Genomic DNA, 26,535 nt, shown 5'->3' with positions numbered 1-26,535 from the left:
CGGCTTGGCGCACCGTGGCAGATGTACAACGCTTTGCCGCTTGCCTGGCATGCGTTAACATGGGAAGTTAATATGGAGGCAAGATGGCTATACAAATCATCAATACGGCGCCGATAGCCGGCCAGCGGCCCGGCACTTCGGGCTTGCGCAAGAAGGTGGCTGTCTTCAGCGCACCGCAATACCTGGAAAATTTCGTGCAGAGCGTTTTTGACACGCTGGGCGACTGCCGCGGCCAGACCCTGGTGCTGGGCGGCGACGGCCGTTATTACAACCGCGCGGCCATCCAGACGGTGCTGCGCATGGCGGCCGCGCACGGCTACGCGCGCGTGCTGCTGGGGCAAGGCGGCATCCTGTCGACGCCGGCCGTCAGCTGCGTGATCCGCAAGCATGGCGCCAGCGGCGGCCTGATCCTGTCGGCCAGCCATAACCCGGGCGGCCCCGATGGCGATTTCGGCATCAAGTACAACATCGCCAATGGCGGCCCGGCGCCCGAAAAAGTCACCGAGGCCATGTTTGCGCGCACGCAAACGATCACCGAATACCGCATCAGCGACGCTGCCGACATCGACCTCGATACCCTGGGAGTGGTGCGCATCGAGCAGATGACGGTCGAGGTGATCGATCCGGTGCTCGATTACGCGGAACTGATGCAGCAGCTGTTCGACTTCGACGCCATCCGCGCCCTGTTCGCGGGCGGCTTGCGCATCTGCTTTGACGGCATGCACGCCGTTTCCGGCCCGTATGCGACGGCCATCCTGGAAGGCATGCTGGGCGCGCCCAAGGGCAGCGTCATCAACGGCGTGCCCCTGGAAGACTTCGGCGGCGGCCACCCGGACCCGAATCCCGTCAACGCGCAGGAATTGATCGCCATCATGGCGGCCGACGATGGGCCCGACTTCGGCGCCGCCTCGGATGGCGACGGCGACCGCAACATGATCGTCGGCCGCCGCTTCGACGTGACGCCCTCGGACAGCCTGGCCATCCTGGCCGCCAACGCCACCGTGGCGCCCGGCTACCGCGCCGGGCTGAAAGGCATCGCCCGCTCCATGCCCACGTCGGGCGCGGCCGACCGGGTCGCCAGCGCGCTGGGCATACCGTGCTACGAGACGCCGACGGGATGGAAGTTCTTCGGCACCCTGCTCGACGCGGGCCTGGCCACCCTGTGCGGCGAAGAAAGCTACGGCACGGGCTCGAACCACGTGCGCGAAAAGGATGGCCTGTGGGCCGTGCTGTTCTGGCTCAACCTGCTGGCTGAGAAAAAGCAATCGGTGGAAGAGATCGTGCGCGCCCACTGGGCGACCCATGGCCGCAATTATTATTCGCGCCACGATTACGAAGACATCGACAGCGCCGGCGCGGCGCAGCTGATGCAGGCCGTGCGCGGCCAGCTGGCCGCCTTGCCGGGCCAGGCGCTGGGCGGCTACACGGTGGCGCTGGCCGACGATTTCAGCTACACGGACCCCGTCGACGGCTCGGTGGCGACGCAGCAGGGCATCCGCATCATCATGACGGACGGCGCGCGCATCGTGCTGCGCCTGTCCGGCACGGGTACCGAAGGCGCCACCCTGCGCCTGTACCTGGAGCGCTACGCAGCCGATCCGGCGCAGCATGACTTGCCGACCCAGCAAGCGCTGGCGGGGCTGATCGCCGTGGCGGAAACAGTGGCGCAGATCCGCTCGCGCACGGGGCGCGATGGGCCGACGGTGACGACGTAAAAAAAGGGCGCCCGAGGGCGCCCTTTTTGCGTTACATCAAACCGGCATCACGCTTTCGCCGGGATGACCGCCTGGCGGTAGTTGTCCACCATCTTGTAGCGCTTCGCATACAGACCGAAGGCCAGCATGGCGACGGCGGCGAAGGCGGCGAAGAAGAACATCTGGAAGGCTGTCACGCTGATGCCGCTCTCGGCGATCTTGCCGATCACGCCTTCGTTCATGACGCTGCGGTTGACGATCAGCACCCACAGGTTGCCCACCGTGGTCGACAGGTTCCAGAAGCTCATGATGGCGCCCTTCATGGACACGGGCGCCTGGCTGTACGCGAACTCCAGGCCCGTGGCCGAGACCAGCACTTCGCCGAACGTCAGCAAGGCATACGGGAGGATCTGCCACATGATGGAGACGGCGTTGCCGCTGTCGAGGGCCAGCTGCAGCAGACCGATGACGATCCACGCCAGCGAGGAAAAGCCGATACCGGCCGTCATGCGGCGCAGGGCCGTCGCTTCCAGGCCGAAGCGGTTCAGCATCGGGTACAGCACCAGGTTGTTGAACGGGATCAGGAGCATCACCAGCATCGGGTTCAGCGCCTGCATCTGCGCCGGGAGGAACCAGCTTGGTTTTTCCATGGTGTTCGCCTGCACGATCCACGTCGAGGCCTTCTGGTCGAACAGCGAGAAGAACGGCGTGACGAGGGCGAAGATGACGAGGATGCGCAACACGGCGCGCACGCCTTCGACGGCTTCGTCAGGGTGGATGCCGCGTGCGCGTTCCAGTTGCATGGCCGTGCCGATGCTGCCGAAGGCCAGCAGCAATACCAGCGCGGTACACGCGGCAATCACGAAGCCCCATTCGGGAATGCTGTAGAACGCATACAGGGCGCCGATCACGCCGACGTAGGCCACGTACAGGCCGGGACGCGAACCGCCATCGACACGGGCCAGCAAGGCCGTGCGGGCCACGCGGGTGAACGAATCGGGATTCGGCGGCGCCGGCGGCACGTGCACGTATTTCTTGGCGCCCATCCAGAAGACGATGGTGGCGGCCAGCATCATCAGGCCGGGGATGCCGAAGGCGATCGACGGGCCGAAGTCGCGCAGGAACATCGGCATCAGCAGCGAAGCGAAGAAGGAGCCGAAGTTGATGATCCAGTAGAACAGGTCGAATACCAGCTTGGCCTTGTGCTTGTTGGTCTGGTCGAACTGGTCGCCGACAAACGAGGCCACCAGCGGCTTGATGCCCCCGGAACCGAAGGCGATCAGGAACAGGCCGAAATAGAAGCCGTTGACGCTGTTTTCAAACAGGGCCAGGCAGGCATGGCCGGCGCAATACACAAGGCTGAGCCAGAAGATGGTGTTGTATTTGCCAAAGAAGCGGTCGGCCAGCCAGCCGCCCAGCAGCGGGAAGAAGTACACGCCGATGACGAAGGTGTGGAAGACGTGCTTGGCTTCGCCCGTGCGCTGGTCGATCGGGATCATCAGCAGCAAGGTGCTGATGAGGAATGGCGTCAGGATGTTGCGCATGCCATAGAAGCTGAAGCGTTCGCAGCCTTCGTTGGCGATGATGTACGGTATTTGCCGCGGCATTTTGCCCGTGGCGGTTTGTGTCTCGGCCGATGACATTGGCTCTCCCCCAAGTTTTTTTTGTAAGCCGCGATGCTAAGGCCTGCCGCGTTTGCTTGCAACAGAAAAAACGGCCTGTCCGCTATTTCGCAGAGATTTGTAAGGTATTGATTTTCATAAAGACATTACTTTCGGCACTTGCGCGCGCCGGGCGGGGCAGCCACAGCTGCATTTGCAGCATGCCATCCGATGCGGGACAGTCTTCCAGGGTAAAACCGCAACCGAGGTACAGGGTCAATGCCGCGTGGTTGTCCTGCGCCACGGCCAGGCGCACGCGGCCCAGTTCGGGAATGGCGCAGGCATGGGTGATGGCGGCCTGCACCAGTTGCCGTCCCGCGCCGCGTCCGCGCGCCTGCGGCGCCACGTACACGCCCCACAGGCTGGCCTTGTCATGCACGACGGCAATCGGTTCGCGGCGCAGGCCGGCCAGCGCGATCAATTGTTCCTCGTCGAAAGCGCCAAATATTATTTGGTGGGAAGTGGCGCGCAAGCGCTGGGCTATCTGTGCCAGCGGCAAACCGCTTTCCGCCGCATGCGTGGTGCAGAAGGCGGCGGGCAGTTCGGCGATGCCGGCCAGGCGCAGCGCGCGGTAGGCGGCAACGTCGTCTGGCGCGAGGGGACGGACAGTGATGGCTGGCATGTGGGCGAGTATCGGGCTTCGATGCCAGAAAGTAAAGCTTGCGCTGCAAGGCAAGCGTCCCTGGCCATCGCGCCCGTCGCCGGCGCAGGGGCCTTACTGCGTGGCGACGCGCTGCATGGGCGCATTGTCCTTGCGCCATTGTTCCAGGCTGATCAGCTCAGCGCTGACGATGTCGTCGACGAGGATGCGCTTGCCGTCGGGCGAAACGACGAAACTCTCCCACCGATGCGCCGCATCGGGCGTGCTTTCGAAAAAGCTCAGCTGATAACAGGCGACGCCATCGACGAGGCGCGTCTCGGGTGACGTTTCCATCACGGCACCATGGGCGCGGCCGCCCGACGCCTTTTCGATATGCGCCGACCAGGCCTTGATTTCCGGCAAAGCCATCAAGGCATCGATGGCGCGCGCGTTCTGCTCCGGCGCCGCCGTCTGGCTGCTCGCGGCGGGGGCATTGTCTGCCTGCGGCGCGGATTGCTGGTGCAGGTAGAAAGCGCCGAGCCCGGCGGCCAGCAAGCCGGCCAGGATGCCGGCGATGATGGTGGTTTTGGAAGAGGAGGCGCGTGGCGGCATGATGGTGAGCATGGGAAAGAGGGACGATGGCGGCCATGCTAAAGCAAAACGCCCAGGCCGGCAATCGCCGGGCTTGCCAAACGGGTTTGCGAAACGGGTGTGCCAAATCGCCAGGCGAAAAAAAGCCACCTTCCGTAGAAGGTGGCTTTCGGGGCCGCCGGGAGGCGCTGGCAGCTTTTGGTCTGCCAGCCCTGTCCCTGCGTATGCGGCCAGTCGCGCCGTCGCCTGCGCGACTGGCCGCCGGACATTACATCATGCCGTCCATGCCGCCCATGCCGCCCATACCACCCATGCCGCCGCCCATGCCGCCGCCTGCTTTGTCGTCAGCGATTTCGCAGACCATGCAGTCGGTCGTCAGCATCAGCGAAGCGATCGAAGCGGCGTTTTGCAGCGCCGAACGGGTCACTTTGGCTGGGTCCAGGACGCCCATTTCAACCATGTCGCCATACGTGCCATTGGCAGCGTTGTAGCCGTAGTTGCCCGAGCCAGCCAGTACGGCTGCCACGACGACCGAAGCTTCTTCGCCAGCGTTTTGCACGATCATGCGCAGTGGCTCTTCCATTGCGCGCAGGACGATCTTGATACCAGCGTCTTGATCAGGATTGTCGCCCTTGACCGTGATGTTGGCGCGTGCGCGCAGCAGGGCTACGCCGCCGCCTGGCACGATGCCTTCTTCCACGGCAGCGCGGGTTGCGTGCAGTGCATCTTCAACGCGGGCTTTTTTCTCTTTCATTTCGACTTCGGTGGCTGCGCCAACCTTGATCACGGCAACGCCGCCAGCCAGTTTGGCTACGCGCTCTTGCAGTTTTTCACGGTCGTAGTCCGAGGTCGCTTCTTCGATCTGTACGCGTACTTGTTTTACGCGTGCTTCGATCGAGGCAGCTTCGCCGGCGCCATCGATAACGATGGTGTTTTCCTTGCCCACTTCGATGCGTTTCGCTTGGCCCAGTTCGGCCAGGGTCACTTTTTCCAGGGTCAGGCCGACTTCTTCAGCGATCACTTGGCCGCCGGTCAGGACAGCGATGTCTTCCAGCATGGCTTTGCGGCGGTCGCCGAAGCCAGGGGCTTTCACTGCGCAAGTTTTCAGGATGCCGCGGATGTTGTTCACAACCAGGGTCGCCAGCGCTTCGCCTTCGATGTCTTCCGCGATGATCAGCAGTGGACGGCCAGCTTTTGCGACTTGTTCCAGTACCGGCAGCAGGTCACGGATGTTCGAGATTTTCTTGTCGCACAGCAGGACGAATGGGCTGTCCAGTACGGCAACTTGTTTTTCTGGGTTGTTGATGAAGTATGGCGACAGGTAGCCGCGGTCGAACTGCATGCCTTCAACGATGTCCAGCTCGTCGTTCAGCGACTTGCCGTCTTCTACGGTGATGACGCCTTCTTTGCCGACTTTTTCCATCGCTTCAGCGATACGCTCGCCGATCGAGTAGTCCGAGTTCGCCGAGATCGCGCCAACCTGGGCGATTTCCTTGGTCGTGGTGCAAGGACGGGCGATTTTCGCCAGTTCTTCGACGGTGGCTGCAACAGCCTTGTCGATACCGCGCTTCAGGTCCATCGGGTTCATGCCGGCGGCAACGAACTTCATGCCTTCGCGCACGATGGCTTGTGCCAGCACGGTGGCGGTGGTGGTGCCGTCGCCGGCGTTGTCGCTGGTGCGGGAAGCAACTTCCTTGACCATTTGCGCGCCCATGTTCATGAGCTTGTCTTTGAGTTCAACTTCTTTCGCTACCGATACACCATCCTTGGTGACGGTAGGGGCGCCGAACGAGCGCTCCAGGACCACGTTGCGGCCTTTCGGGCCCAGCGTTACTTTGACTGCGTTGGCGAGGATGTTGACGCCTTCGACCATCTTGGCGCGCGCTGCGTCGCCGAATACTACTTCTTTAGCTGCCATGTTCAATTCTCCTGAGTTTCGGGATGTATCTGTCTACAACGTGGAAACAATTACTTGACGACGATCGCCATGATGTCTTCTTCGCGCATGACCAGCAGCTCATCACCGTCAACTTTGACGGTTTGGCCGGCGTACTTGCCGAACAGGACGCGGTCGCCCACTTTGACATCCAGAGGACGGACTTTGCCGTCGTCGAGAATCTTGCCATTGCCTACGGCAAGGACTTCGCCTTGATCCGGTTTTTCAGCAGCTGCATCAGGAATGATGAGGCCGGACGCAGTTTTGGTTTCCTGGTCGAGGCGTTTGACGATGACGCGATCGTTCAATGGGCGCAGATTCATACAAAACTCCTTAAAGTTCAATGGATAAGTGTTGCTAAATGAATACATGCCTGGCGCAGCGCCAGGCCTGCTTTCAGTGACCGCCGTTGAAAGCAGCCCGCAACGGTCAAGCAAACCCCATGTCATCGAGTGCGTGCCGGCGCTGGGCAGTGGTGGCATCGCGGCGTCGCCCGCCGCGTAGTGTTCCCTGCTGTTGTCCGGCATGCACCATCATGTCCTGAGGATTGCTACGAAAGAGTTTGTTAGCACTCTCTACTAACGAGTGCTAATTATAGGGACGCTAAGGGTCAACTTCAAGGGCTTATTCAAGGGGAACATATAGATAGATGCTGAGCAGAGCCTGCATCTACACAGGGTTTGCGCCAGCACAAGCCTCGTTCCCGGGCGTCAGCAACAGGCGCGACTCTAGCATGTCGTTCGGAGAGGGGGTGTTCCTGTACGCACAGGAAACAGAGTTTGACTATGAAATTTGATAAGATGATTGCAATTGCATATCAATATCGCCACATATCACCGCTCGCGCCAGAAAGAACACCATGCCATTCCCGCTTTCCCGTCCCGCCCTGCGCCTGCTGGGTGCCACCGTCATCGGCTTCGCCTGCCTGGGCAATGCCGCCGCGCAAACGCCCACCATCGTCGATGAAATCACCGTGGCGGCTTTGACCCCGCTGGAAAAGGACATGCTGCTCAATGACTTGTTCAACGACTTGAACAAGGATGACGACGACCAGGAAGCCCATGTGTGGGATAACGGCGGCGACCGCGGCGTGCTGGTGAAAGTCACGTATAACTTCAGCAACTCCGGCATGACGGAGCACAGCCTGAAGGCGCACGTCTGTCGCGACCTGAAATTCGTCGTTACGGCAGGCGACAAGTCGCAGGACCTGAGCCGCCGCACCTGTTCGCAAAACAGCGGCCGCTGGGATGTGCAGGGCAAGGATCCGGCGCCCGTCGTATATCCGCCATTCCTGTCCGACGTGACCATCGCCAAGCTGAATGCCAAGGAAAAACAAGCCTTGCTGACGGCTGCCGTGCGCACCTTGAAGGATGAAGAGGATGGCAAGACGCGCCAGTGGAGCAACAAGGGCCTGGGCAATGCGGTGCCGCTGGCAGTGCGCCTGACGCCCTCGGGGACGGACGCCAAACCTGGCAGCTACCGCAGTACTTGCCGCGACTTGACGATGGTGCTTGACGGAAAGGGTGGACAACAGACGCTGACGCGCCGCTCTTGCGAAAACCGCTATGGCGGACTGGATATCGAACCCGATTACGTCGACGAGTAAAACGCCGCCATCGCGGCGCTGGCGGATGCGTGCAGATGGCGAAAAGCGCCGGAAAAAGCGTGTATTGTCCGCCAACTGCCCTGCATTGATGTAAATATGTGTGACAGCGGCGTGATTCGATTGACGCCCATGGAGCGTCCGCCCTATAGTGGCGGGATGATTTCCGAATTCAACGAATTATCCGACAAAATAGGCCTGCTGGCCGAAATGACCCATGCGCTGCGCCGTGAAAACGCGCAATTGCGCAAGGACAATGCCGCGCTGGCCGCCGACAACGCCCTGTACGTGCAACGCATGCGCGAGGCGCAGGAGCGGGTGGAAGCGTTGCTGGAAAAAATTCCCGAACTGGTGCAAGCTGGTCTGGAGCAAGCCGCTTCGGAAGCGGGCGCCTATATTGCCGAGAACGAGAAGGAAGCGTAATGCCGCGTGTCGATGTCAATATCATGGGCCAGTCCTACAGCATGGTGTGTCGCGACGGCGAAGAGCGCGCGCTGCGCGAAGCGGCGATCTATCTCGATAGCAAAATGAAAGCCATCCGCGACGCGGGCAAGGTCAAGGGCAACGACCGCATCGCCGTGCTGGCCGCCCTGGGCGTGGCCGCGGAATTCCTGTCCGTGAAGTCGCCGCAAGGTCCGCTGTCGGAATTGACGATACTGGAAGTGAAGCAGAAAATCTCGGCCATGCACACGGTATTGGATAGTGCTCTGACGCCCCAGGAAAACCTTTTTTAAGCGCGTACGCGACGATTTGTCTTTGCGATGCGCGATCAAAGGAGTAAACTTGGGTCTACCCTGCGGTGTTCGCGATTGCCATATATTCCTTGAACCATTTATGCGCATCGGTTGCGAATTTTGTTTGATGGGAGTGAGCGTCGCTCGTTCGACGAACCCGAAATTGAACTAACGTGACCACCTTGAACCGTTTGGTTCGGGATGCCGGCATAGCGGCACAGGCGGGGCCCAATTTGCAGTACCAAGAAAACGGTTGCAGCATCATGCTCAGCCGTTTTTTTACGCCTGTTGCTTTTGATAGGGAGTGAACATGAAACAATACTGGCTGATGAAATCCGAACCCGATGAAGTGAGCATCGACGACCTGATGGCCGCGCCGCAGAACACCATGCCGTGGTTTGGCGTGCGCAACTACCAGGCGCGCAACTTCATGCGCGATGGCATGCAGCCGGGCGATGGCGTGCTGTTCTACCATTCCAGCTGCCCGCAGCCGGGCGTGGCGGGCGTGGCCGAAGTGGCCAGCGGCGCGTATCCCGATCACAGCCAGTTTGAAGCGGGCGGCAAATATTTCGATGCCAAGGCGACGCCGGAACAGCCGCGCTGGATCAGCGTCGACGTGCGCGGCCTGAAGAAGACGGCGCTGCTGCCCCTGTCCGAGATGCGCCAGATGCCGGAGCTGGAAGACATGCTGCTGCTGAAGAAGGGCAGCCGGCTGTCGATCACGCCCGTGACGCCGGCGCAATGGAAAGTCATTACCGGCAAGCTGACAGGCTAGCCTTCGACCCGGTTGCGGCCATTCTGCTTGGCCCGGTACAGGGCCTGGTCGGCGGCGGCCAGCAATGCTTCCGGCGTTTGTCCTGCGTCACTCAAGGCCAGGCCGATGCTGGCCGTGACCAGGCCGCCGCGCGACGGCGCGTGGGCGATGGCGGCCGCGGCGATCGCTTCCTGCATCTTCTGCGCCACCGCCAGGGCGCCCGCGCCATCGGTGGCGGGCAGGATGGCGGCAAACTCTTCGCCGCCGAAGCGGGCCGCCAGGTCGCTGGCGCGCGGCAGCGCGGAATGCAGGGCCGCCGCGATCCGCACCAGGCAGGCGTCGCCATACGGGTGGCCGAAGGTATCGTTGAGACTTTTGAAGAAATCGATATCGATGATCAGCAGCGCCAGCGCTTGCTGGTTGCGCGCGGCCCGCTGCCACTCCAGCTGCAAGGTCTGGTCGAAGCAGCGCCGGTTGGCGATGCCCGTCAAGCCATCCGTCAGCGACAGCTTTTCCAGCTTGTCATGCGCCGCGCGCAAGGCCAGTTCGCTTTGCATGTAGCGGCTTTGCAGGGTGGCCGAGCGCAGCGCGTGGACCGTCAGCGCGACAAACAGGGCGCTGGCCGCCAGGTAGAAATGCTCGCGCAGCACGACGAATCCCAGTCCGAGCAGGGCTGCCGTGAAGAAGATGGGGCTGAAGTTGTCAATCAGCAAGGTTAACGGCCGCGGCGGCCGCGCTTCTTCCTCGCCCGGCTGCACGCGCATGGCCAGCACCGCCAGCAGCAGGAAAGGCATGCTGGGCAGTATCTCGCTGGGACCGGATTCGGCCAGCGCGTGCAGGGTCAGGTAATTATAGGCGCCCGCGCAGGCGGCGTAGCACCACAGGAACACGCTGAGCAGAAGGTAGAAGCGCCCTTGTGCGCCATCGCGGCGGTGCGCCAGCAGGCGCAGCGAGGCGCAACAGGCCAGGACGAGGTTTTCCACGTTGTACGTCGTCACCAGCAGGCTGGCGGGTATCGGCGCGATCGAGCGCTGGTCGAAGGGCGAGACGGAAAAGATGGCCGTGTAGGTCAGGTAGGCCGCCAGCAGCACTTGCACGGCGTCCAGCCATTGCAGGGTGCGCGAAGGGTGTCTGTCGCTGACCGAGGAAATGGCCAGCAGCAAGGGCGCGCCATACATGAAATAGGCAAAATCGGAGAAATACGTCGTGTCGGACGCCACGTGGCCGCTCAGGTCTTGCCAGGCGGAAAGGGCCATGCCCACGCTCCAGAATAGCATGGCGGCCGCAAACAGGCCCCAGCCCGTGCGCACGACGCCGGGTGCGCTCAGGCTGGCGTTGCGGCAGCAGGCAGCCAGCGCCAGCAGTGGCGCCATCACGCCGAACAGGTAGCTCACGGCGGGACCGCGCGTCCCGGCCCAGGCCGTCAAGGCCAGCTGCGCCAGCACGTAGCCGCCCGCCAGCGCCAGCCAGAATGTCGTGGTCTTCCTCGCATACTGCATGGATGGGACTCCCCGCTCGAATTGCCAACACAGCATGATTGCATGCCTTGCTCTTGCTGCAGGGTAAAGCGATCATTGCGCTATCGCAAGCGAAGATTCATTCCGCAAGGAAATTGTGCTGCTTTGAGGGAAAGATTGCCGGAGGAGGGTGATGGCGCGCCTGTCTGGCGCGCCATCGGGGGAACAGCGGTTTTACGTGTTTGCGGGGCGGGTCTTGGTGGGCGGCGTGCCCATCACCTGGCTTTTATACGCCCACACCAGCAGCGCGATGGCGCCGACGATCATCGGCAAGGACAGCATCTGGCCCGACGTGATCGGCACGCCCAGCCACACGACTTCCCAGTCCGGCGTGCGGAAGTATTCCGTGAAGAAGCGCGCGCAGCCGTACAGCAGGGTGAACATGGCGCCCACGGCCATGCGCGGACGCTGCTTGCGCGCATACAGCCACAGGATGATGAACACCAGGATGCCGTCGACCAGCATCTGGTAGATCGGCGACGGGTGCACGGGATACGGGATGCCCGGCCATTGCATGGCCCATGGCAGGGTGTCCGGGGCGATGCGGCCCGGCAGTTCGGCATTGATGAAGTTGCCCAGGCGGCCAGCCGCGTAGCCGAGCGGCACCAGCGGCGCGATGAAGTCGAGCACGTCGAACAGGTTGCGGCCCGCCTTGCGGCTCCACAGGTACATGGCCAGGATGACGCCGAGGAAGCCGCCATGGAAGGACATGCCGCCATGCCACACCATGAAGATTTCGAGCGGATTGTGCATGAAGTACTCGGGGCGGTAGAACAGCACTTCGCCCAGGCGCCCGCCGATCACCACGCCCAGCATGCCGTAGAACAGCATGTCGTCGAGGTCTTCCTTCTTCCAGCCCAGCACGGCGATATGCGGCTGCTTGATGCGCACGCGGCCCAGGATAATGAACAGGGCGAAGGCCAGCACATACATCAGGCCGTACCAGTGCACGGCGAGCGGGCCGATCTGGATGGCTATCGGGTCGGGCATCGGGTGTATCAGCATGGGGTTTCTTTCTTTGTTTAAAGCTAAGGTTGCGTAGTATGGGGGCGCTTGCGGTTTTTTGCCTTAGCGGCCACTTAATTTAAGGGGCAGTACCGCCGCCGATCTGCTTGCGCAGCAGCGCCAGAAAGCCTTGCAGCACGGCGGACGGGTTGTCGCGGCGCCAGGCCAGGCCCGTTTCCACCAGCGGCGTGGCGTCCTGCAGCGGCCTGTATTCTACGCCCGGGCGCATCAGATTCGATACCGATTGTGGCACAAGCGCGATGCCCATGCCAGCCGAGACGAGGCTGACGATGGTTTGCATCTGGATCGCTTCCTGGCCGATCTGCGGCGTGATGCCGGCCGCGCGGTACACGCCGAGGATGGCGTCGTGCAGGGCCGGCGAGATCGCGCGCGGGAAAATGATCAGGGGCAGGGGCGGCACGTCGCGCAGGCGCACGGGTCCCGGCGTGTTCAAGATGTCGAGGCCGGACGGCGCGGCCAGCACCAGCGGTTCGGCCAGCACGGGCAGGTAGTCGAGTTCCCCTTTCGCCTTCTCGGGCAGGGGCGGGATCAGCAAGCCCGCATCCGTGCGCCCGGCCAGCAATTCCTCGAGCTGCAGGTCGGATGTGGCTTCCTGCAGCGCGATCTGCACTTGCGGATAAGCCGTCTGATACGCGCGCAGCAGCGGCGGCAGCACGCTGTAGTCGGCCGAGGAAACAAAAGCCAGGCTCAGGCGGCCCGCCTCGCCCTGCGCGGCCCGCCGCACCAGTGCGGGCAAGTCCTGTGCCTGCGCCAGCAGTCGGCGCGCCTCGGGCAGCAGGGCGTTGCCGGCCGGCGTCAGCTGCACTTCGCGCCGGGTGCGCACGAACAGGGGTGCGCCCAGCAAGTCTTCCAGGGCCATGATGGTTTGCGACAGCGGCGGCTGCGTCATGTGCAGGCGCGCGGCGGCGCGGCCGAAGTGCAATTCCTCGGCCACCGTGACGAAATAGCGAAGTTGTCGTAATTCAAGATTCATATGCATTTCCATGCTGATCGGATGCTGTGATACATAAAACGACTCACAGACACGTGCATCATATATTTGACAGTGGGACGCGCGCAAGGCAATCTGACGTACCCCCACTGCATGCAGGGTTTTACTGCGAATTTTTCTGTAAGCCCGCACAGTCAGGCACCAACACTTTTGGAAGGTCCATCATGCCGCAATACCGCTCCCGCACCACCACCCACGGCCGCAACATGGCTGGCGCCCGCGCCCTGTGGCGCGCCACCGGCATGAAGGATGGCGATTTCGACAAGCCGATCATCGCCGTCGTCAACTCGTTCACCCAGTTCGTGCCCGGCCACGTGCACCTGAAAGACCTGGGGCAGATGGTGGCGCGCGAGATCGAAGCGGCCGGCGGCGTGGCCAAGGAATTCAACACCATCGCCGTCGATGACGGCATCGCCATGGGCCACGGTGGCATGCTGTATTCGCTGCCGTCGCGCGACCTGATCGCCGACTCCGTCGAATACATGGTCAACGCCCACTGCGCCGACGCGATGGTCTGCATCTCGAACTGCGACAAGATCACGCCGGGCATGCTGATGGCCGCCATGCGCATCAATATCCCCGTCGTCTTCATCTCGGGCGGGCCGATGGAAGCGGGCAAGGTCGTCAAGGTGGTCAACGGCACGCAGAAGATCATCAAGCTGGACCTGGTCGACGCCATGATCAAGGCGGGCGACAGCACGGTGTCCGACGCCGACGTGGCGGAAATCGAACGCTCGGCCTGTCCGACCTGCGGTTCCTGCTCCGGCATGTTTACGGCCAACTCGATGAATTGCCTGACCGAGGCGCTGGGCCTGGCACTGCCCGGCAACGGCACCATCCTGGCCACGCACTCGGACCGCCAGCAGCTGTTCCTGCGCGCGGGCCGCCTGATCGTCGAACTGGCCAAGCGCCACTACGAGCAGGACGATTACAGCGTGCTGCCACGCTCGATCGCCACCAAGGCAGCGTTTGAAAACGCCATGGCGCTCGACGTCTCCATGGGCGGCTCGACGAATACCGTGCTGCACCTGCTGGCCGCCGCGCACGAGGCGGAAGTGGCATTCACGATGGCCGATATCGACCGCATCTCGCGCAAGGTGCCGTGCCTGTGCAAGGTGGCGCCGATGACGGACAAATACCATATCGAGGACGTGCACCGCGCCGGCGGCATCGTGGGCATCCTGGGCGAACTGGCGCGCGCCGGCCTGCTCAACACGACCCTGCCGACGATCCACGCGCCCACCCTGGCCGACGCCATCGCGCAAAACGACATCATGTGCACGGACAATCCGGCCGTGCATGAACTGTTCCGCGCAGCGCCAGGCGGCGTGCCGACGCAGACGGCGTTCTCGCAGTCGGAGCGCTTCGCTGCCGTCGATACGGACCGCAGCACGGGCTGCATCCGCGACAAGGCGCACGCCTACTCGCAGGATGGCGGCCTGGCCGTCTTGTACGGCAACCTGGCCGAAAAGGGCTGCATCGTCAAGACGGCGGGCGTCGATGAAAGCATCCTGAAATTCTCGGGCAAGGCGCGCGTGTTCGAAAGCCAGGACGCGGCCGTCGCTGCCATCCTAGAAGACACCGTGCATGAGGGCGACGTCGTCATCATCCGCTATGAAGGCCCGAAAGGCGGCCCCGGCATGCAGGAAATGCTGTACCCGACTTCCTACATCAAGTCGAAGGGCCTGGGCAAGGCGTGCGCGCTGTTCACGGACGGGCGCTTCTCGGGCGGCTCCTCGGGCCTGGTGATCGGCCACGCCTCGCCGGAAGCGGCCGAAGGCGGCGCCATCGGCCTGGTGGAAGAGGGCGACTTCATCGACATCGATATCCCCGAGCGCACCATCAACCTGCGCGTGACGGATGCCGAACTGGCTGCGCGCCGCGCCGCCATGGAAGCGAAGGGCGATGCGGCCTGGCTGCCCGTCAACCGTGACCGCTACGTGTCGCAGGCGCTGCAGGCGTATGCGGCGCTGACGACGTCGGCCGACCGGGGCGCCGTGCGCGACCTGTCGCAGCTGAAGAAGCGCTGATTTGTTGCGCAGGTAAGACAGCCGGCCCCGATCTGCTGCGCGGGGCCGGCTGTCGTTACATCGCCTTACAAACAACATGGTCATGGGCGCGCAGATGGGGCAGAATATGACTGCCTCTCGTCTACATTGCGTTACTACATTGAAACGCTTGATCTGGGCTCGTGGTGCATCTGCGGAAACACAGTAAAATGCCGCAGGAAGTAACTTTGGAGAAAAGACAATGAAACGTTTTATGTTGGTGAGTGTATTGACCGTATCGGCTCTGGCATCGCAAGCAGCGTTGGCCAATCCGGACCTAGCGAAAGCAAAAAACTGCATGGCTTGCCACGCGGTGAGCACGAAACTGGTGGGCCCTGCGTTCAAGGACGTGGCTGCCAAGTACGCTGGCCAGAAAGACGCGGAAGCCAAGCTCGTGGCGAAAGTCATGAAGGGCGGTTCCGGCACCTGGGGCGCGATCCCGATGCCAGCGAACCCGCAAGTGAGCGATGCTGAAGCCCACACCTTGGTCAAATGGGTACTGGCACAGAAATAATCTGTGCCGCAGTACCTGCAGTCAGCGCGCCGGCAATCCCGGCGCATTTTTTTTGTCTGTCGCCTTCAGATTGCCCATGCCTTCCAGTGTCGCCCGCACCGCCTCGTCGAGCGGCGTATGCGCTTCCTGCCCCAGCACGGCCAGCAGTTGCGCATTGTCCATGGACAGGGGCGTTTGCCACAGATAGCGCATCTCGCGCATTTCGCGCAGGGTCGCCACGAACGGCGACGCCAGCGCCACCAGCCACCATGGAAAGCGCCGGATGACAGGTGGCGCGCCGGTCGCCTGCTCCACCGCGCGGGCAATCGCGCCCGTCATTTGCCGGCCGTCGTGGTCCCAGTGGCCCGCCATGTGAAAGCGCGCAAAGGCGGGCAAGGCGGCGCGCATGGCCAGCAATCGCACCATCGTGCGCGCCACGTCGGGCAGGTAGGACCACTGGTGGCCCACGCCGGGCGCGCCCGGATACAGGATGCTGCGCACGGGCTGGCCAGGCTTGACGAGGCCTTGCGAAAACCAGTTGTTGCCGGCGCGGGGGCCGAAGAAGTCGCCCGCGCGCACGATCAGGACCCTGGCGCCCTGCGTGGCGGCCCATTCCAGGCGCGCCTCCAGTGCCACGCGGATGGCGCCCTTGCGCGTCAGCGGGCGCTGCTGCGCGTCTTCTGTCAATACAGGAAAGGCGTCGGGGCCGAAGTTGTACACGGTGCCAGGCAGCACGATGGTGGCGTTTTCGGCAATCGCCGCGGCGATGGTGTTGTCGAGCATGGGCAGCACCAGCCGGCCCCAGTGGCGGTAGCCGGGCGGGTTGACGGCGTGCACGATGACGGCGCAGCCTTTGGCGGCCGCCAGCACGTCCGCGCGCGACAGCGCATCGCCGCGCAGCCATTCAATGCGGTCGCCCCGCGGCGGCGGCGTTTCTCCCCGCGTCAGGGCGCGCACCTGCCAGCCCGCAGCCAGGAGCTGGCGCAGCATCTCGCCGCCGATGCCGCCCGTGGCGCCCAGTACCAATGCCGTGTTTTTCGTGTTGTCCATCCTGACCTCCGTGTGGTTGATGGAGCCAGTATCTGCCGCGCAAGGTTAATTGGGAATTGACGAGCATCGAGTACAGGCTATACATTTATGTATGACCAATTCGATTGCCTGGGAATATTACCGTTCGCTATTGGCCGTGCTGAAGCACGGCTCCTTGTCCGGCGCGGCCCGCGCGCTGGGCATCACGCAACCCACCGTCGGCCGGCATATCGCCGCGCTGGAACAGGCGTTGGGCGCGACCCTGTTTACGCGCTCCCAGCTGGGCTTGCTTCCCACGGAAGTGGCGCTGGCGTTGCGGCCCCATGCGGAAACCATGGAGCATACGGCCGCCCTGATGGAGCGCGCCGCCAGCAGCCACGGGCAGGGCGTGGCCGGCGTCGTGCGCATCGCGGCCAGCGAAGTGGTGGGCGTGGAAGTGCTGCCGACTATCCTGGCCCGCCTGCGCGCGCGCCATCCGGGCTTGATCATTGAATTGGTATTGAGCAACAAGGTGCAGGATTTGCTGCGCCGGGAAGCGGACATCGCCGTGCGCATGCTGCGTCCGCGCCAGGAGCAGCTGGTGGCGCGCAAGGTGGGCGATATCGAACTGGGCCTGCACGCGCATGCGGATTACCTGGCGCGGCACGGCATGCCGCTGGCACTGGCCGATCTGGCGCGCCATGCCGTCATCGGCTACGACGAAGCGAGCCCCTTCGTACGCAACGCGGGCGCCGCCTTCCAGGGATTTTCGCGGGACAACTTTGCCTGGCGCAGCGACAGCGATCTGGCGCAACTGGCCCTGATCCGCGCGGGCGCGGGCATCGGCGTGTGCCAGGCGGGGTTGGCGGCGCGCGATCCGGCCCTGCGGCGCGTGTTGCCGCAGGCGTTTGCGCTGCCCATGGAAACGTGGGTCACCATGCATGAAGACTTGCGCGGCAGCCTGCGCTGCCGCGCCACCTTTGACGCGCTGGCCGAAGGATTACTGGCTTATGTGGCCGGACAGCAAGAACCGTAGCGAGCGGATGTGAGTTGTGGCTGAGAAGCGGAGCTGTGCGAATGCACAGTGAGCATCGCAGGCCGCAAATCGCGCCGCGCAGTAGGCTCTATTATTTGACCACTTCCATCTTGGTCTTCTTGCCATCTCGATAGGTGAACAAGGTCAGCGCGCCATCCTTGATGTCGCCGTTGGCATCGAACGAGATCGGACCCGTCACGCCCTGGTAGTGCACCTTGGCCAGGAACGGCAGGTAGACGGACGGTTTCGACGACTTGGCATCGGCCATGGCGGTGGCCATGGTCATCACGGCATCGTAGACGTAGGGCGCGTACAGCTGCACTTCCATGTTGTACTTTTGCTTGTAGCGGGCGCGGAAATCGTCCATGCCTTTTTGCTGCGCGCCCGTCACGCCGCCCGCTTCCGCGCAGGTGACCATGTCTTCACCCACGGCGTCGCCCGCCAGCTTGCCCAGCGGTTCCGTGCACAAGCCATCGCCGCCCATGAACTTGGCCTTGATGCCCAGCGCCTTCATCTGGCGCAGCATGGGGCCGCCCACGGAATCCATGCCGCCAAAGAAGATCAGATCGGGATTTTTCGACTTGATGCTGGTCAAAATGGCATTGAAATCGGTCGCGTTGGCATTGGTAAATTCCTTGCCGACGATTTGCACGCCTGGCGCCGCCTTCTTGGCGCCTTTGACGAACTGTTCCGCCACGCCCTGGCCGTAGGCCGTGCGGTCATCGATGACGGCGATTTTCTTCGCCTGCAGCTTGCCCACGGCATACGCGCCCAGGGTGCCGCCCAGCTTGTTGTCATTGGCCACCACGCGGAAGGCCGTGTTGAATTTTTGCTGGGTATACGTGGGGTTGGTGGCGGCCGGGGAAATCTGCGGAATGCCCGCATTGAAGTAAATGCGCGAGGCGGGAATCGTCGTGCCCGAATTCAGGTGGCCCACCACGCCGTTGACCTTGGCGTCGACCAGCTTTTGCGCCACGGCCGTGCCCTGCTTGGGATCGGCGGCGTCATCTTCGGGCACCAGCACGAATTTCACGGCTTTGCCGTCGATCTTGAAGCCTTTGGCGTTCAAATCCTCGATGGCCATCTTGGCCGCGTTCTCGTTATCCTTGCCCAGGTGGGAGCTGGCGCCAGAGACCGGGGCGACGTGGCCGATCTTGATGATTTCCTGCGCGCCCGCATGGCCGGCAAAGGCGAGGGCGACGGCGAGAGGAAGGATTTTGGTCTTGAGCAGCATAAACATTCTCCAATGGATAAAGATACGGCGGCGTCTCGTGAAAACCGCTTCGAGGGGCGGTGCATTTGAAGAAGGTACAACAAAAAACAGGCGGCGCAAAGCCGCTTTTGGGGCTTTTTGCATTTTGTCGCAACAATCACCAAAGTGAGGCGCGATGCACCGATTTCGCAGGCGCGAGCGCACCAAAGAATGGCGTTGGGGGAGATACAGGTGTAGAGAAATCAGGCCAAATATGCCTAGTAAACTGACAGCACCTGATAAAACCGTAGCGAGCGGAAGGGAGAGGTGGCTGAGAAGCGCAACCGTACCAGGGTACGGTGAGCATCGCAGGCCGCCTATACCGACGCGCAGTAGGTTTTTGCAGGTGTCTTAGTGCGCGGGAGGGTGCAGGTGACCCAGCTCGTGGCTGACGGCATGGGCCACGATCTGCTCCAGCGACTGCTGCAAGTCTTCGCGCAGGGCGCCGCGCATGCCGATCAGGGCGTTTTGCAGGGCCGTCTGCAGGACATGGGCAATGCGCTCTTCCAGCAGGTGGTCGATCTTGCCCTGGACTTGATGCAGGATGCGCAGCGTCAGGCGCTGTTCGATGGCGTCCCAGTCGGGTTGCACTATGCTCGGTGGCAACACCGGCGCTTCCTCGACGGCAGGCGCAGCCGCAGCTGGCGCGACAGGTTCCGGCACTTCCGGCCCCAGCAGCACTTCCGTCAGCAGGGGGATGCCCTGGTCGAATGGTTGATCACTCATGACTTGCCTGCCACGAAGTGGGTCGGTTGCACGTTTTGCTGGCGGTAGTGCAGGAAGCGCTGGCGGCCCGCCTGCGCATCTTGCTCATCCATGGAAACGATCTCGAAGACGCGCTGGAATTGCGCGTAATTAGCGGGCGGCAACTGCGACAGGTTGACGAGGATGTCGTGGTGCGGTAAGTCCGCCGCTGCATCATCGGTCAGGATGATGGGCGTCTGCGCCGCCAGCGGATCGCCGGCCAGCACGTGGGGCAGGAAATCCGTGGCGGAAATGGTCCACATGGCGCTGTTCAAGGCGTCGAGCTGGGCGCCATCTTGCGCCAGCACGACGACCTTGTTGCCGGCCATATAGGCCTTGCGCGCCAGGCGGCAGGCGTAGGCCAGCTTGTCCGGCACGTTGCTGTGAAAATCGACGCGGCTCATGGCGATCAAGCGGCCATGCCGCTGTGGCGCAGCAGGGCGTCGATCGATGGTTCGCGGCCGCGGAAGGCCGTGAACGATTCCAGCGCGGGGCGCGAGCCGCCGACGGACAGAATTTCCTGCAGGTAACGCTTGCCTGCCGCCGTGGTGGCGGCTGGGCCCAGCACCTTGGCTTCCTCGAACGCCGCATACGCGTCGGCGGACAGCACCTCGGCCCATTTGTAGCTGTAGTAGCCAGCCGCGTAGCCGCCGGCGAAGATGTGCCCAAAGGAATTCTGGAAGCGGTTGAACGGCGGCGGGATGAGCAGCGAAAACTTGGCGCGCACGCCGTCGATCAGCTGCTGCACGCTCTGGCCCGTGCTGGCATCGTAGTCATAGTGCAAATGCATGTCGAGCAAGGAGAATTCCACCTGGCGCAGGGTTTGCAGGCCGGACTGGAAATTCTTGGCCGCCAGCATCTTGTCGTACAGCGCGCGCGGCAGCGGCGCGCCCGTGACGGCATGCGCCGTCATGTGCTCGAGCACTTCCCATTCCCAGCAGAAATTTTCCATGAATTGCGACGGCAGTTCCACGGCATCCCATTCGACGCCGGCAATGCCCGACACGCCCAGCTCGTCGACCACCGTCAGCATGTGGTGCAGGCCGTGGCCGAATTCGTGGAACAGGGTGATGACTTCATCGTGCGTGAACAGGGCTGGCTGTGCCTTGCCGTCGGCCACGGCCGGTTCCGTGAAGTTGCAGGTGAGATAAGCGATCGGCGTTTGCACGTGCTGGGCGTCGGCGCGTCGTCCGCGCGCGTCGTCCATCCAGGCGCCGCCGCTCTTGCCCGCGCGCGCATACAGGTCCAGGTAGAACTGGCCCACCAGCTTGCCGTCGCGCTCGATGCGGTAAAAACGCACATCCTTGTGCCAGACGGGCGCCGTATCGAGCTTGATGTCGACGGCGAACAGGTTCTGGATCTGGCGGAACAGGCCGTCGATCACCTTGTGTTCAGGGAAATATTGTTTGACTTCCTGGGCCGAGAACGCGTAGCGGCGTTCCTGCAGCTTTTCGGAAGCGTACGGTACGTCCCATGCTTGCAGTTCGGCAATGCCCAGTTCTTCCTTCGCGAATTGTTTCAGTTCTAACAAGTCTTTCTCGGCGAACGGGCGCGCGCGTTTGGCCAGGTCTTCCAGGAAAGCGATGACTTGCGCGGGCGAAGTGGCCATTTTGGAGACCAGCGACACTTCGGCGAAATTGGCGTAGCCGAGCAGTTTTGCCTCTTCTTCGCGCAATTGCAACAGGGTGACGATGTTGTGCGTATTGTCCCAGTCCGCTTTCTTGCTGAAGACGTCGCCCTGGTCCGATGCCTTGGTGGCATTGGCGCGGTAGATGGTTTCGCGCAGCGCGCGGTTGTCGGCAAATTGCAGGATCGGGTAATACGAGGGGAAGTGCAGCGAGAATTCATAGCCTTGCTTGCCCGCCTTGTCGGCGGCGGCGCGCGCGGCAGCCTTCACGTCGTCGGGCAAGCCGGCCAGTTCAGCTTCGTTCTCGACCAGCAACTTGTAGTCATTGGTGGCGTCGAGCACGTTTTCGGAAAAGCGCGTCGACACGGCCGCGTGTTCTTCCTGGATGGCGCCAAAGCGCTCTTTCTTGTCCTCGGGCAACTCGGCGCCGCCCAGGCGGAAGTCGCGCACGGCATTGTCGACGATGCGGCGGCGCGCTGGCGACAGGCTGGCGAAATCGGCGCGCGCCTGCAATTGCTTGTATTTGCCGAAGAGGATTTCGTTCTGGCCCAGTTCGGTCCAGAATTCCGTCACCTTGGGCTGGTTCGCATTGTAGGCGGCGCGCAGCTCGGGCGTATCGACCACGCTGTTCAAGTGGTTGACGATGCTCCAGGCGCGGCCCAGGGTTTCGGCGATCTGGTCCTGGGGCGCGACGAAGTTTTCCCAGCTCACTTCTTCCATGGGCGCTTCCAGCTGCGCCACCGTGGCGCGCGCCTGGGCCAGCAGGGTATCGATGGCAGGTGTGACATGCTCGTGCGTGATCGCGTCGAAGCGTGGCAGGCCGGAAAAATCAAGCAGGGGATTGGTGTTCATCGTCGGTTCGTCCATTCTGTCTTCATATATGGAGCGCCTGAAAAATGTTCAAGGCCAGGCAACGCCGCCATGAGCATTGTCTCAGGTGCTGCTCTTAAATGCGCTCGGCGGCTTCGACCGTGTTCATCAGCAACATGGTGATCGTCATCGGACCCACGCCACCCGGTACCGGGGTGATGTGCGACGCCACTTCCTTGATGCCGGCAAAATCCACGTCGCCGCACAGCTTGCCGTCGTCGTCGCGGTTCATGCCCACGTCGATGACGATGGCGCCCGGCTTGACCATGTCGGCCGTCAGGGTGTTGCGGCGGCCGACGGCGGCCACGACCACGTCTGCCTGGCGTGTGTACAGGCCCAGGTCCGGGGTCGCGCTATGGCAGATGGTGACGGTAGCGTTCGCTTGCAAGAGCAGCAGGGCCATCGGCTTGCCGACGGTGTTGCTGCGGCCGATGACGACGGCGTGCTTGCCGCGCAAGTCCACGCCCGTGCTTTCGATCAGTTTCATGCAGCCATACGGCGTGCACGGGCGGAAGCCGGGCAAGCCCGTCATCAGTTCGCCGGCGCTCAGGACGGAATAGCCGTCCACGTCTTTCGTCGTGGCGATCGCTTCGATGACCTTGTGCGGGTTGATGTGCTTGGGCAAGGGCATTTGCACGAGGATGCCGTGGATGGCCGGGTCGGCATTCAGGCTGGCGATGCGTGCCAGCAAGTCCGCTTCGGACAGGTCCGCTTCATATTTTTCCAGCACCGAGTGGAAACCCACGTCGCCGCACGCCTTGACCTTGTTGCGGACATACACCTGGCTGGCCGGGTCTTCGCCGACGAGAATCACGGCCAGGCCGGGCTGGGTGCCCTTGGCCGTGAGGGCGGCGGCGCGCGTGGCGATCTCGCTGCGCAGTTTTTGGGAGAGGGCGATTCCGTCGATCAGTTGTGCTGGCATGGTAGGGAGGCTGAGAGCTGGTAGGAGGGAAAAGACAGATTATAAAGCCGGGCGGCGCAAAGGGGCGGTTTTGGCGCCAATGCCGTGACGTTAAAAAGCGGGCCACAGACGCGAGCCTGAGAAAATGCCGATGGCGGCGTTGCAACTCCTTGCCGTACTGGCGTACTGTCTGTGTCGCCGCGCCTTGCCCTAGACATTTTTCAGGCCCGCCTGGCCCGGCATAAAAGCGGGCCAGAGACGCGAGCCTGAGAAAATGCCGATGGCGGCGTTGCAGCTCCTTGCCGTACTGGCGTACTGTCTGCGTCGCCGCGCCTTGCCCTCGACATTTTTCAGGCCCGCTTGGCCCGGTATGCCTGCGCGGACGACTGGGGTTTTAATTCGGTTTGCTGATGTGCTCGTAGAGCAGGGCCGGCCAGGGCATGCAAGTTTTCCGGTTTCGGCGCTATTTGCTACTCTGATCACCCTAATTTCCGGGCAGAATTTGCGGCAGTGCAGCATAAATTTCATAGGGTAATTTCACAATACGAAATGCTATATCGTAATTTGAAAAATAGTAAATACGCTGTTAGAATCCCCACACTAAACCGACTTAATAGTAAATAATCAGCGAAATACCGTCCGACAGCGATCCGGAAAATCGGGGTGGGGCGTTCACAAAGGAGACTCAACAGATGTCAGCTCAACTGAACCAGGTAACGACACAGATCGGCACCGACCCGGATATGCAGGAAACCAAGGAGTGGCTGGACGCGCTCGAAGCCGTGCTGGAAAATGAAGGTCCGGAACGCGCGCATTACCTGATGGAGCGCATGGTTGACCTGGCCCGCCGCCGCGGCGCGCAGATCCCGTTCTCCAGCACCACCGCCTACGTCAATACCATCCCCACCAAGCAAGAAGCACACTGTCCCGGCAACCTGGAATACGAAGAGCGCCTGCGCTCGTGGATGCGCTGGAACGCCATGGCCATGGTCGTCAAGGCCAACCGCGCCGACGGCGACCTGGGCGGCCACTTGTCCTCGTTCGCTTCGCTGGCGAACATGCTGGGCATCGGTTTCAACCACTTCTGGCACGCGCCGACGGCCGACCACGGCGGCGACCTGCTGTACATCCAGGGCCACTCCTCGCCCGGCGTCTACGCGCGCGCGTTCCTCGAAGGCCGCCTGACGGAAGAACAAATGCTGAACTTCCGCAAGGAAGTCGACGGCAAGGGCCTGTCTTCGTACCCGCATCCGAAGCTGATGCCTGACTTCTGGCAGTTCCCGACCGTGTCGATGGGCCTGGGCCCGCACATGGCGATCTACCAGGCGCGCTTCCTGAAGTACCTGCACGCACGCGGCATCGCGAAAACCGACAACCGCAAGATCTGGGCCTTCTGCGGCGATGGCGAGATGGACGAGCCTGAGTCCTTGGGCGCGATCGGCCTGGCCGCACGCGACATGCTCGACAACCTGGTCATCGTGGTCAACTGCAACCTGCAGCGCCTGGACGGCCCTGTGCGCGGCAACACCAAGATCATCCAGGAGCTGGAAGGCGAATTCCGCGGCGCCGGCTGGAACGTCGTCAAGGTCATCTGGGGCCCGGGCTGGGACGCCCTGCTGGCACAGGACAAGGAAGGCATCCTGCAGCGCGTGATGATGGAAACCGTCGACGGCGAATACCAGAACTACAAAGCGAAAGACGGCGCCTACGTGCGCAAGCACTTCTTCGGCAAGCATCCGAAGCTGCTGGAAATGGTTGCCAACATGACGGACGACGACATCTGGCGCCTGACCCGTGGCGGCCACGATCCGCACAAGATCTACGCGGCCTTCAAGATCGCCCAGGAACACAAGGGCCAGCCGACCGTCCTGCTGGTGAAAACCATCAAGGGCTACGGCATGGGCAAGTCCGGCGAAGCGCGCAACACGGCGCACCAGACGAAAAAACTGGACGACGAAGCCATCCGCGAAATGCGCGACCGCTTCTCGCTGCCGATCCCGGACGACAAGCTGGCCGACATCCCGTTCTTCAAGCCTGCCGACGATGCGCCGGAAATGGTCTACCTGCACGAGCGCCGCAAGGCCCTGGGTGGCTACCTGCCGCAGCGCCGCCAGAAGTCGGAAGAAACCCTGCCCGTGCCTGGCCTGGACGCGTTCAAGAACGTGCTGGAAGCGACGCCTGAAGGCCGTGAAATCTCGACCACGCAAGCGTTCGTGCGCGTCATTTCGACCCTGCTGAAAGACCCGAACCTGGGCCAGCGCGTCGTGCCTATCCTGGTCGACGAGTCGCGTACCTTCGGCATGGAAGGCCTGTTCCGCCAGATCGGCATCTACAACCCGAAAGGCCAGTTGTACGAGCCGGTCGACAAAGACCAGGTCATGTACTACCGCGAAGACAAGGCTGGCCAGATCCTGCAAGAGGGCATCAACGAAGCGGGCGGCATGAGCTCGTGGATCGCTGCGGCGACGTCGTATTCGACCAACGACCGCATCATGATCCCGTTCTACACCTTCTACTCGATGTTCGGCTTCCAGCGCATCGGCGACCAGGTGTGGGCTTCGGCCGACATGCGCGCCCGCGGCTTCCTGATGGGCGGCACGGCTGGCCGTACGACCCTGAACGGCGAAGGCTTGCAGCACGAAGATGGCCACAGCCATATCTTCGCCGCGACCATCCCGACCTGCATGCCGTACGACCCGACCTTCAGCCATGAAGTCGCCGTCATCATCCAGGACGGCCTGCGCCGCATGATCGCCAACCAGGAAGATGTGTTCTACTACATCACGATCATGAACGAGAACTACGCCCAGCCAGGCATCAAGCCAGGCCAGGAAGAAGGCATCCTGAAAGGCATGTACAAGCTGCAGGAAGGCCCGGCCGACGCCAAGCTGCGCGTACAGCTGATCGGTTGCGGCACCATCCTGCGCGAATCGATCTTCGCCGCCGAATTGCTGCAAAACGACTGGGGCGTGGCTGCGGACGTGTGGTCGGCGCCGTCGCTGACCCTGGTGGCCCGCGATGGCCAGGATGCGGAACGCTGGAACATGGTCAACCCGTCGAAAGAGCAGCGCGTGCCATACGTGACGTCGCTGATGCAGGATACGGACGGCCCGATCGTCGCCACGACCGACTACATGCGCGCGTTTGCAGAACAGATCCGCGCCTTCATGCCGAAGGGCCGCACTTATAAAGTGCTCGGTACCGATGGCTTTGGCCGCTCGGACAGCCGCGCTAAGCTGCGCGAGTTCTTCGAAGTGAACCGTTATTATGTCACCGTGGCCGCGCTCAAATCGCTGGCTGACGAAGGCAAGATCGACGTGTCGGTGGTGGAGCAGGCGATCGCCAAGTACGGCATCGACGCGAACAAACCGAATCCGGTGACCCAGTAATCGTTGTGCGGACCCGATGATGCCAGGGCGGTGCGAAAGTGCCGCCCTGGCGTGTGTGCGGGTCCATCTGACAAATAAAA

The 26,535-nt window shown here is 62.6% G+C and carries 23 protein-coding genes and 1 other RNA gene; 10 read left to right on the top strand and 14 right to left on the bottom strand.

Going from position 1 to position 26,535, the window contains the following annotated elements; all coding sequences use genetic code 11:
* Positions 1-83: 83 nt before the first annotated feature.
* Positions 84-1,715 (top strand): alpha-D-glucose phosphate-specific phosphoglucomutase, encoded by a 1,632-nt coding sequence (locus O3300_RS11770; RefSeq protein WP_305052988.1) that lies wholly within the window; start codon positions 84-86, stop codon positions 1,713-1,715.
* Positions 1,716-1,762: 47 nt separating this feature from the next.
* Here O3300_RS11770 and O3300_RS11765 read toward each other — a convergent pair whose 3' ends face one another.
* The 5 genes from O3300_RS11765 to groES all read right to left on the bottom strand — a co-directional run bounded on the left by O3300_RS11765 (position 1,763) and on the right by groES (position 6,785).
* Complete coding sequence (locus O3300_RS11765; protein WP_171985176.1) at positions 1,763-3,301, bottom strand: oligopeptide:H+ symporter; 1,539 nt, start codon at positions 3,299-3,301, stop codon at positions 1,763-1,765.
* Positions 3,302-3,419: 118 nt separating this feature from the next.
* On the bottom strand, positions 3,420-3,977 hold the full coding sequence (locus O3300_RS11760; protein WP_099666761.1) for a GNAT family N-acetyltransferase: 558 nt from the start codon (positions 3,975-3,977) through the stop codon (positions 3,420-3,422).
* A 93-nt stretch (positions 3,978-4,070) separates the two neighbouring features.
* The gene (locus O3300_RS11755) at positions 4,071-4,547 is read right to left on the bottom strand and encodes a hypothetical protein (protein ID WP_251350640.1); all 477 of its coding nucleotides are present in this window, start codon (positions 4,545-4,547) and stop codon (positions 4,071-4,073) included.
* Between the two features lie 247 nt (positions 4,548-4,794).
* Positions 4,795-6,444, bottom strand: coding sequence for a chaperonin GroEL (gene groL / locus O3300_RS11750; RefSeq protein ID WP_034786546.1), 1,650 nt, complete (start codon positions 6,442-6,444; stop codon positions 4,795-4,797).
* A gap of 50 nt (positions 6,445-6,494) precedes the next feature.
* Positions 6,495-6,785: a co-chaperone GroES gene (gene groES, locus O3300_RS11745; protein ID WP_010400979.1), complete on the bottom strand. Its 291-nt coding sequence runs from the start codon at positions 6,783-6,785 to the stop codon at positions 6,495-6,497.
* A gap of 536 nt (positions 6,786-7,321) precedes the next feature.
* Between groES and O3300_RS11740 the strand changes: the two genes are divergently transcribed.
* The 5 genes from O3300_RS11740 to O3300_RS11720 all read left to right on the top strand — a co-directional run bounded on the left by O3300_RS11740 (position 7,322) and on the right by O3300_RS11720 (position 9,574).
* A complete protein-coding gene (locus tag O3300_RS11740) occupies positions 7,322-8,068 on the top strand; it encodes a hypothetical protein (RefSeq protein WP_305052987.1) in 747 nt (248 codons plus the stop codon).
* Positions 8,069-8,197: 129 nt separating this feature from the next.
* Complete coding sequence (locus O3300_RS11735; protein WP_306558416.1) at positions 8,198-8,488, top strand: DUF904 domain-containing protein; 291 nt, start codon at positions 8,198-8,200, stop codon at positions 8,486-8,488.
* Positions 8,488-8,799 (top strand): cell division protein ZapA, encoded by a 312-nt coding sequence (locus O3300_RS11730; RefSeq protein WP_034747344.1) that lies wholly within the window; start codon positions 8,488-8,490, stop codon positions 8,797-8,799. The genes O3300_RS11735 and O3300_RS11730 overlap by 1 nt, the downstream gene beginning before the upstream one ends.
* Before the next feature lie 54 nt (positions 8,800-8,853).
* A non-coding RNA gene (ssrS, locus tag O3300_RS11725) (6S RNA) lies at positions 8,854-9,031 on the top strand.
* 78 nt (positions 9,032-9,109) lie between these two features.
* Positions 9,110-9,574, top strand: coding sequence for an EVE domain-containing protein (locus O3300_RS11720; protein WP_305052986.1), 465 nt, complete (start codon positions 9,110-9,112; stop codon positions 9,572-9,574).
* Here O3300_RS11720 and O3300_RS11715 read toward each other — a convergent pair.
* The 3 genes from O3300_RS11715 to O3300_RS11705 all read right to left on the bottom strand — a co-directional run bounded on the left by O3300_RS11715 (position 9,571) and on the right by O3300_RS11705 (position 13,069).
* The gene (locus O3300_RS11715; protein WP_305052985.1) at positions 9,571-11,088 is read right to left on the bottom strand and encodes a GGDEF domain-containing protein; all 1,518 of its coding nucleotides are present in this window, start codon (positions 11,086-11,088) and stop codon (positions 9,571-9,573) included. The genes O3300_RS11720 and O3300_RS11715 overlap by 4 nt on opposite strands.
* Before the next feature lie 156 nt (positions 11,089-11,244).
* The gene (lgt, locus tag O3300_RS11710; RefSeq protein WP_305052984.1) at positions 11,245-12,075 is read right to left on the bottom strand and encodes a prolipoprotein diacylglyceryl transferase; all 831 of its coding nucleotides are present in this window, start codon (positions 12,073-12,075) and stop codon (positions 11,245-11,247) included.
* 79 nt (positions 12,076-12,154) lie between these two features.
* Positions 12,155-13,069 carry a LysR family transcriptional regulator gene (locus O3300_RS11705; protein ID WP_305052983.1) on the bottom strand — a complete coding sequence of 305 codons (915 nt, stop codon included), beginning with the start codon at positions 13,067-13,069 and terminating at the stop codon, positions 12,155-12,157.
* Positions 13,070-13,251: 182 nt separating this feature from the next.
* Between O3300_RS11705 and ilvD the strand changes: the two genes are divergently transcribed.
* Both ilvD and O3300_RS11695 read left to right on the top strand, forming a co-directional pair.
* On the top strand, positions 13,252-15,117 hold the full coding sequence (gene ilvD / locus O3300_RS11700; protein WP_289898712.1) for a dihydroxy-acid dehydratase: 1,866 nt from the start codon (positions 13,252-13,254) through the stop codon (positions 15,115-15,117).
* A 220-nt stretch (positions 15,118-15,337) separates the two neighbouring features.
* On the top strand, positions 15,338-15,649 hold the full coding sequence (locus O3300_RS11695; protein ID WP_099666767.1) for a c-type cytochrome: 312 nt from the start codon (positions 15,338-15,340) through the stop codon (positions 15,647-15,649).
* A gap of 21 nt (positions 15,650-15,670) precedes the next feature.
* On the opposite strand, the gene O3300_RS11690 is transcribed toward O3300_RS11695, so the two are convergent.
* The gene (locus tag O3300_RS11690; protein ID WP_305052982.1) at positions 15,671-16,678 is read right to left on the bottom strand and encodes an NAD-dependent epimerase/dehydratase family protein; all 1,008 of its coding nucleotides are present in this window, start codon (positions 16,676-16,678) and stop codon (positions 15,671-15,673) included.
* Between the two features lie 91 nt (positions 16,679-16,769).
* On the opposite strand from O3300_RS11690, the gene O3300_RS11685 reads away from it, so the two are divergent.
* Positions 16,770-17,672, top strand: coding sequence for a LysR family transcriptional regulator (locus tag O3300_RS11685; protein ID WP_305052981.1), 903 nt, complete (start codon positions 16,770-16,772; stop codon positions 17,670-17,672).
* 91 nt (positions 17,673-17,763) lie between these two features.
* Here the strand turns inward: O3300_RS11685 and O3300_RS11680 are convergent, their stop codons facing one another.
* The 5 genes from O3300_RS11680 to folD all read right to left on the bottom strand — a co-directional run bounded on the left by O3300_RS11680 (position 17,764) and on the right by folD (position 23,087).
* Complete coding sequence (locus O3300_RS11680) at positions 17,764-18,906, bottom strand: branched-chain amino acid ABC transporter substrate-binding protein (RefSeq protein ID WP_305052980.1); 1,143 nt, start codon at positions 18,904-18,906, stop codon at positions 17,764-17,766.
* Positions 18,907-19,275: 369 nt separating this feature from the next.
* Entirely contained in the window at positions 19,276-19,650 is a 375-nt protein-coding gene (locus tag O3300_RS11675) for a hypothetical protein (RefSeq protein ID WP_305052979.1), read from the bottom strand.
* Positions 19,647-20,072: a DNA polymerase III subunit chi gene (locus tag O3300_RS11670; protein ID WP_289911276.1), complete on the bottom strand. Its 426-nt coding sequence runs from the start codon at positions 20,070-20,072 to the stop codon at positions 19,647-19,649. Before O3300_RS11670 ends, O3300_RS11675 begins: the two co-directional genes overlap by 4 nt.
* A 5-nt stretch (positions 20,073-20,077) precedes the next feature.
* A complete protein-coding gene (locus tag O3300_RS11665) occupies positions 20,078-22,162 on the bottom strand; it encodes a M3 family metallopeptidase (protein ID WP_369812275.1) in 2,085 nt (694 codons plus the stop codon).
* 79 nt (positions 22,163-22,241) lie between these two features.
* Complete coding sequence (gene folD / locus O3300_RS11660; RefSeq protein WP_099666771.1) at positions 22,242-23,087, bottom strand: bifunctional methylenetetrahydrofolate dehydrogenase/methenyltetrahydrofolate cyclohydrolase FolD; 846 nt, start codon at positions 23,085-23,087, stop codon at positions 22,242-22,244.
* Positions 23,088-23,758: 671 nt separating this feature from the next.
* On the opposite strand from folD, the gene aceE reads away from it, so the two are divergent.
* The gene (gene aceE, locus O3300_RS11655; RefSeq protein WP_034747396.1) at positions 23,759-26,455 is read left to right on the top strand and encodes a pyruvate dehydrogenase (acetyl-transferring), homodimeric type; all 2,697 of its coding nucleotides are present in this window, start codon (positions 23,759-23,761) and stop codon (positions 26,453-26,455) included.
* Positions 26,456-26,535 lie beyond the last annotated feature (80 nt).

The organism is Janthinobacterium sp. SUN206 (genome assembly GCF_030587305.1).
Classification (GTDB): Bacteria; Pseudomonadota; Gammaproteobacteria; order Burkholderiales; family Burkholderiaceae_D; genus Janthinobacterium; species Janthinobacterium kumbetense.
The sequence above is the reverse complement of the archived record's forward strand: the minus strand, read 5'-3'. Positions and strand labels throughout refer to the sequence as shown.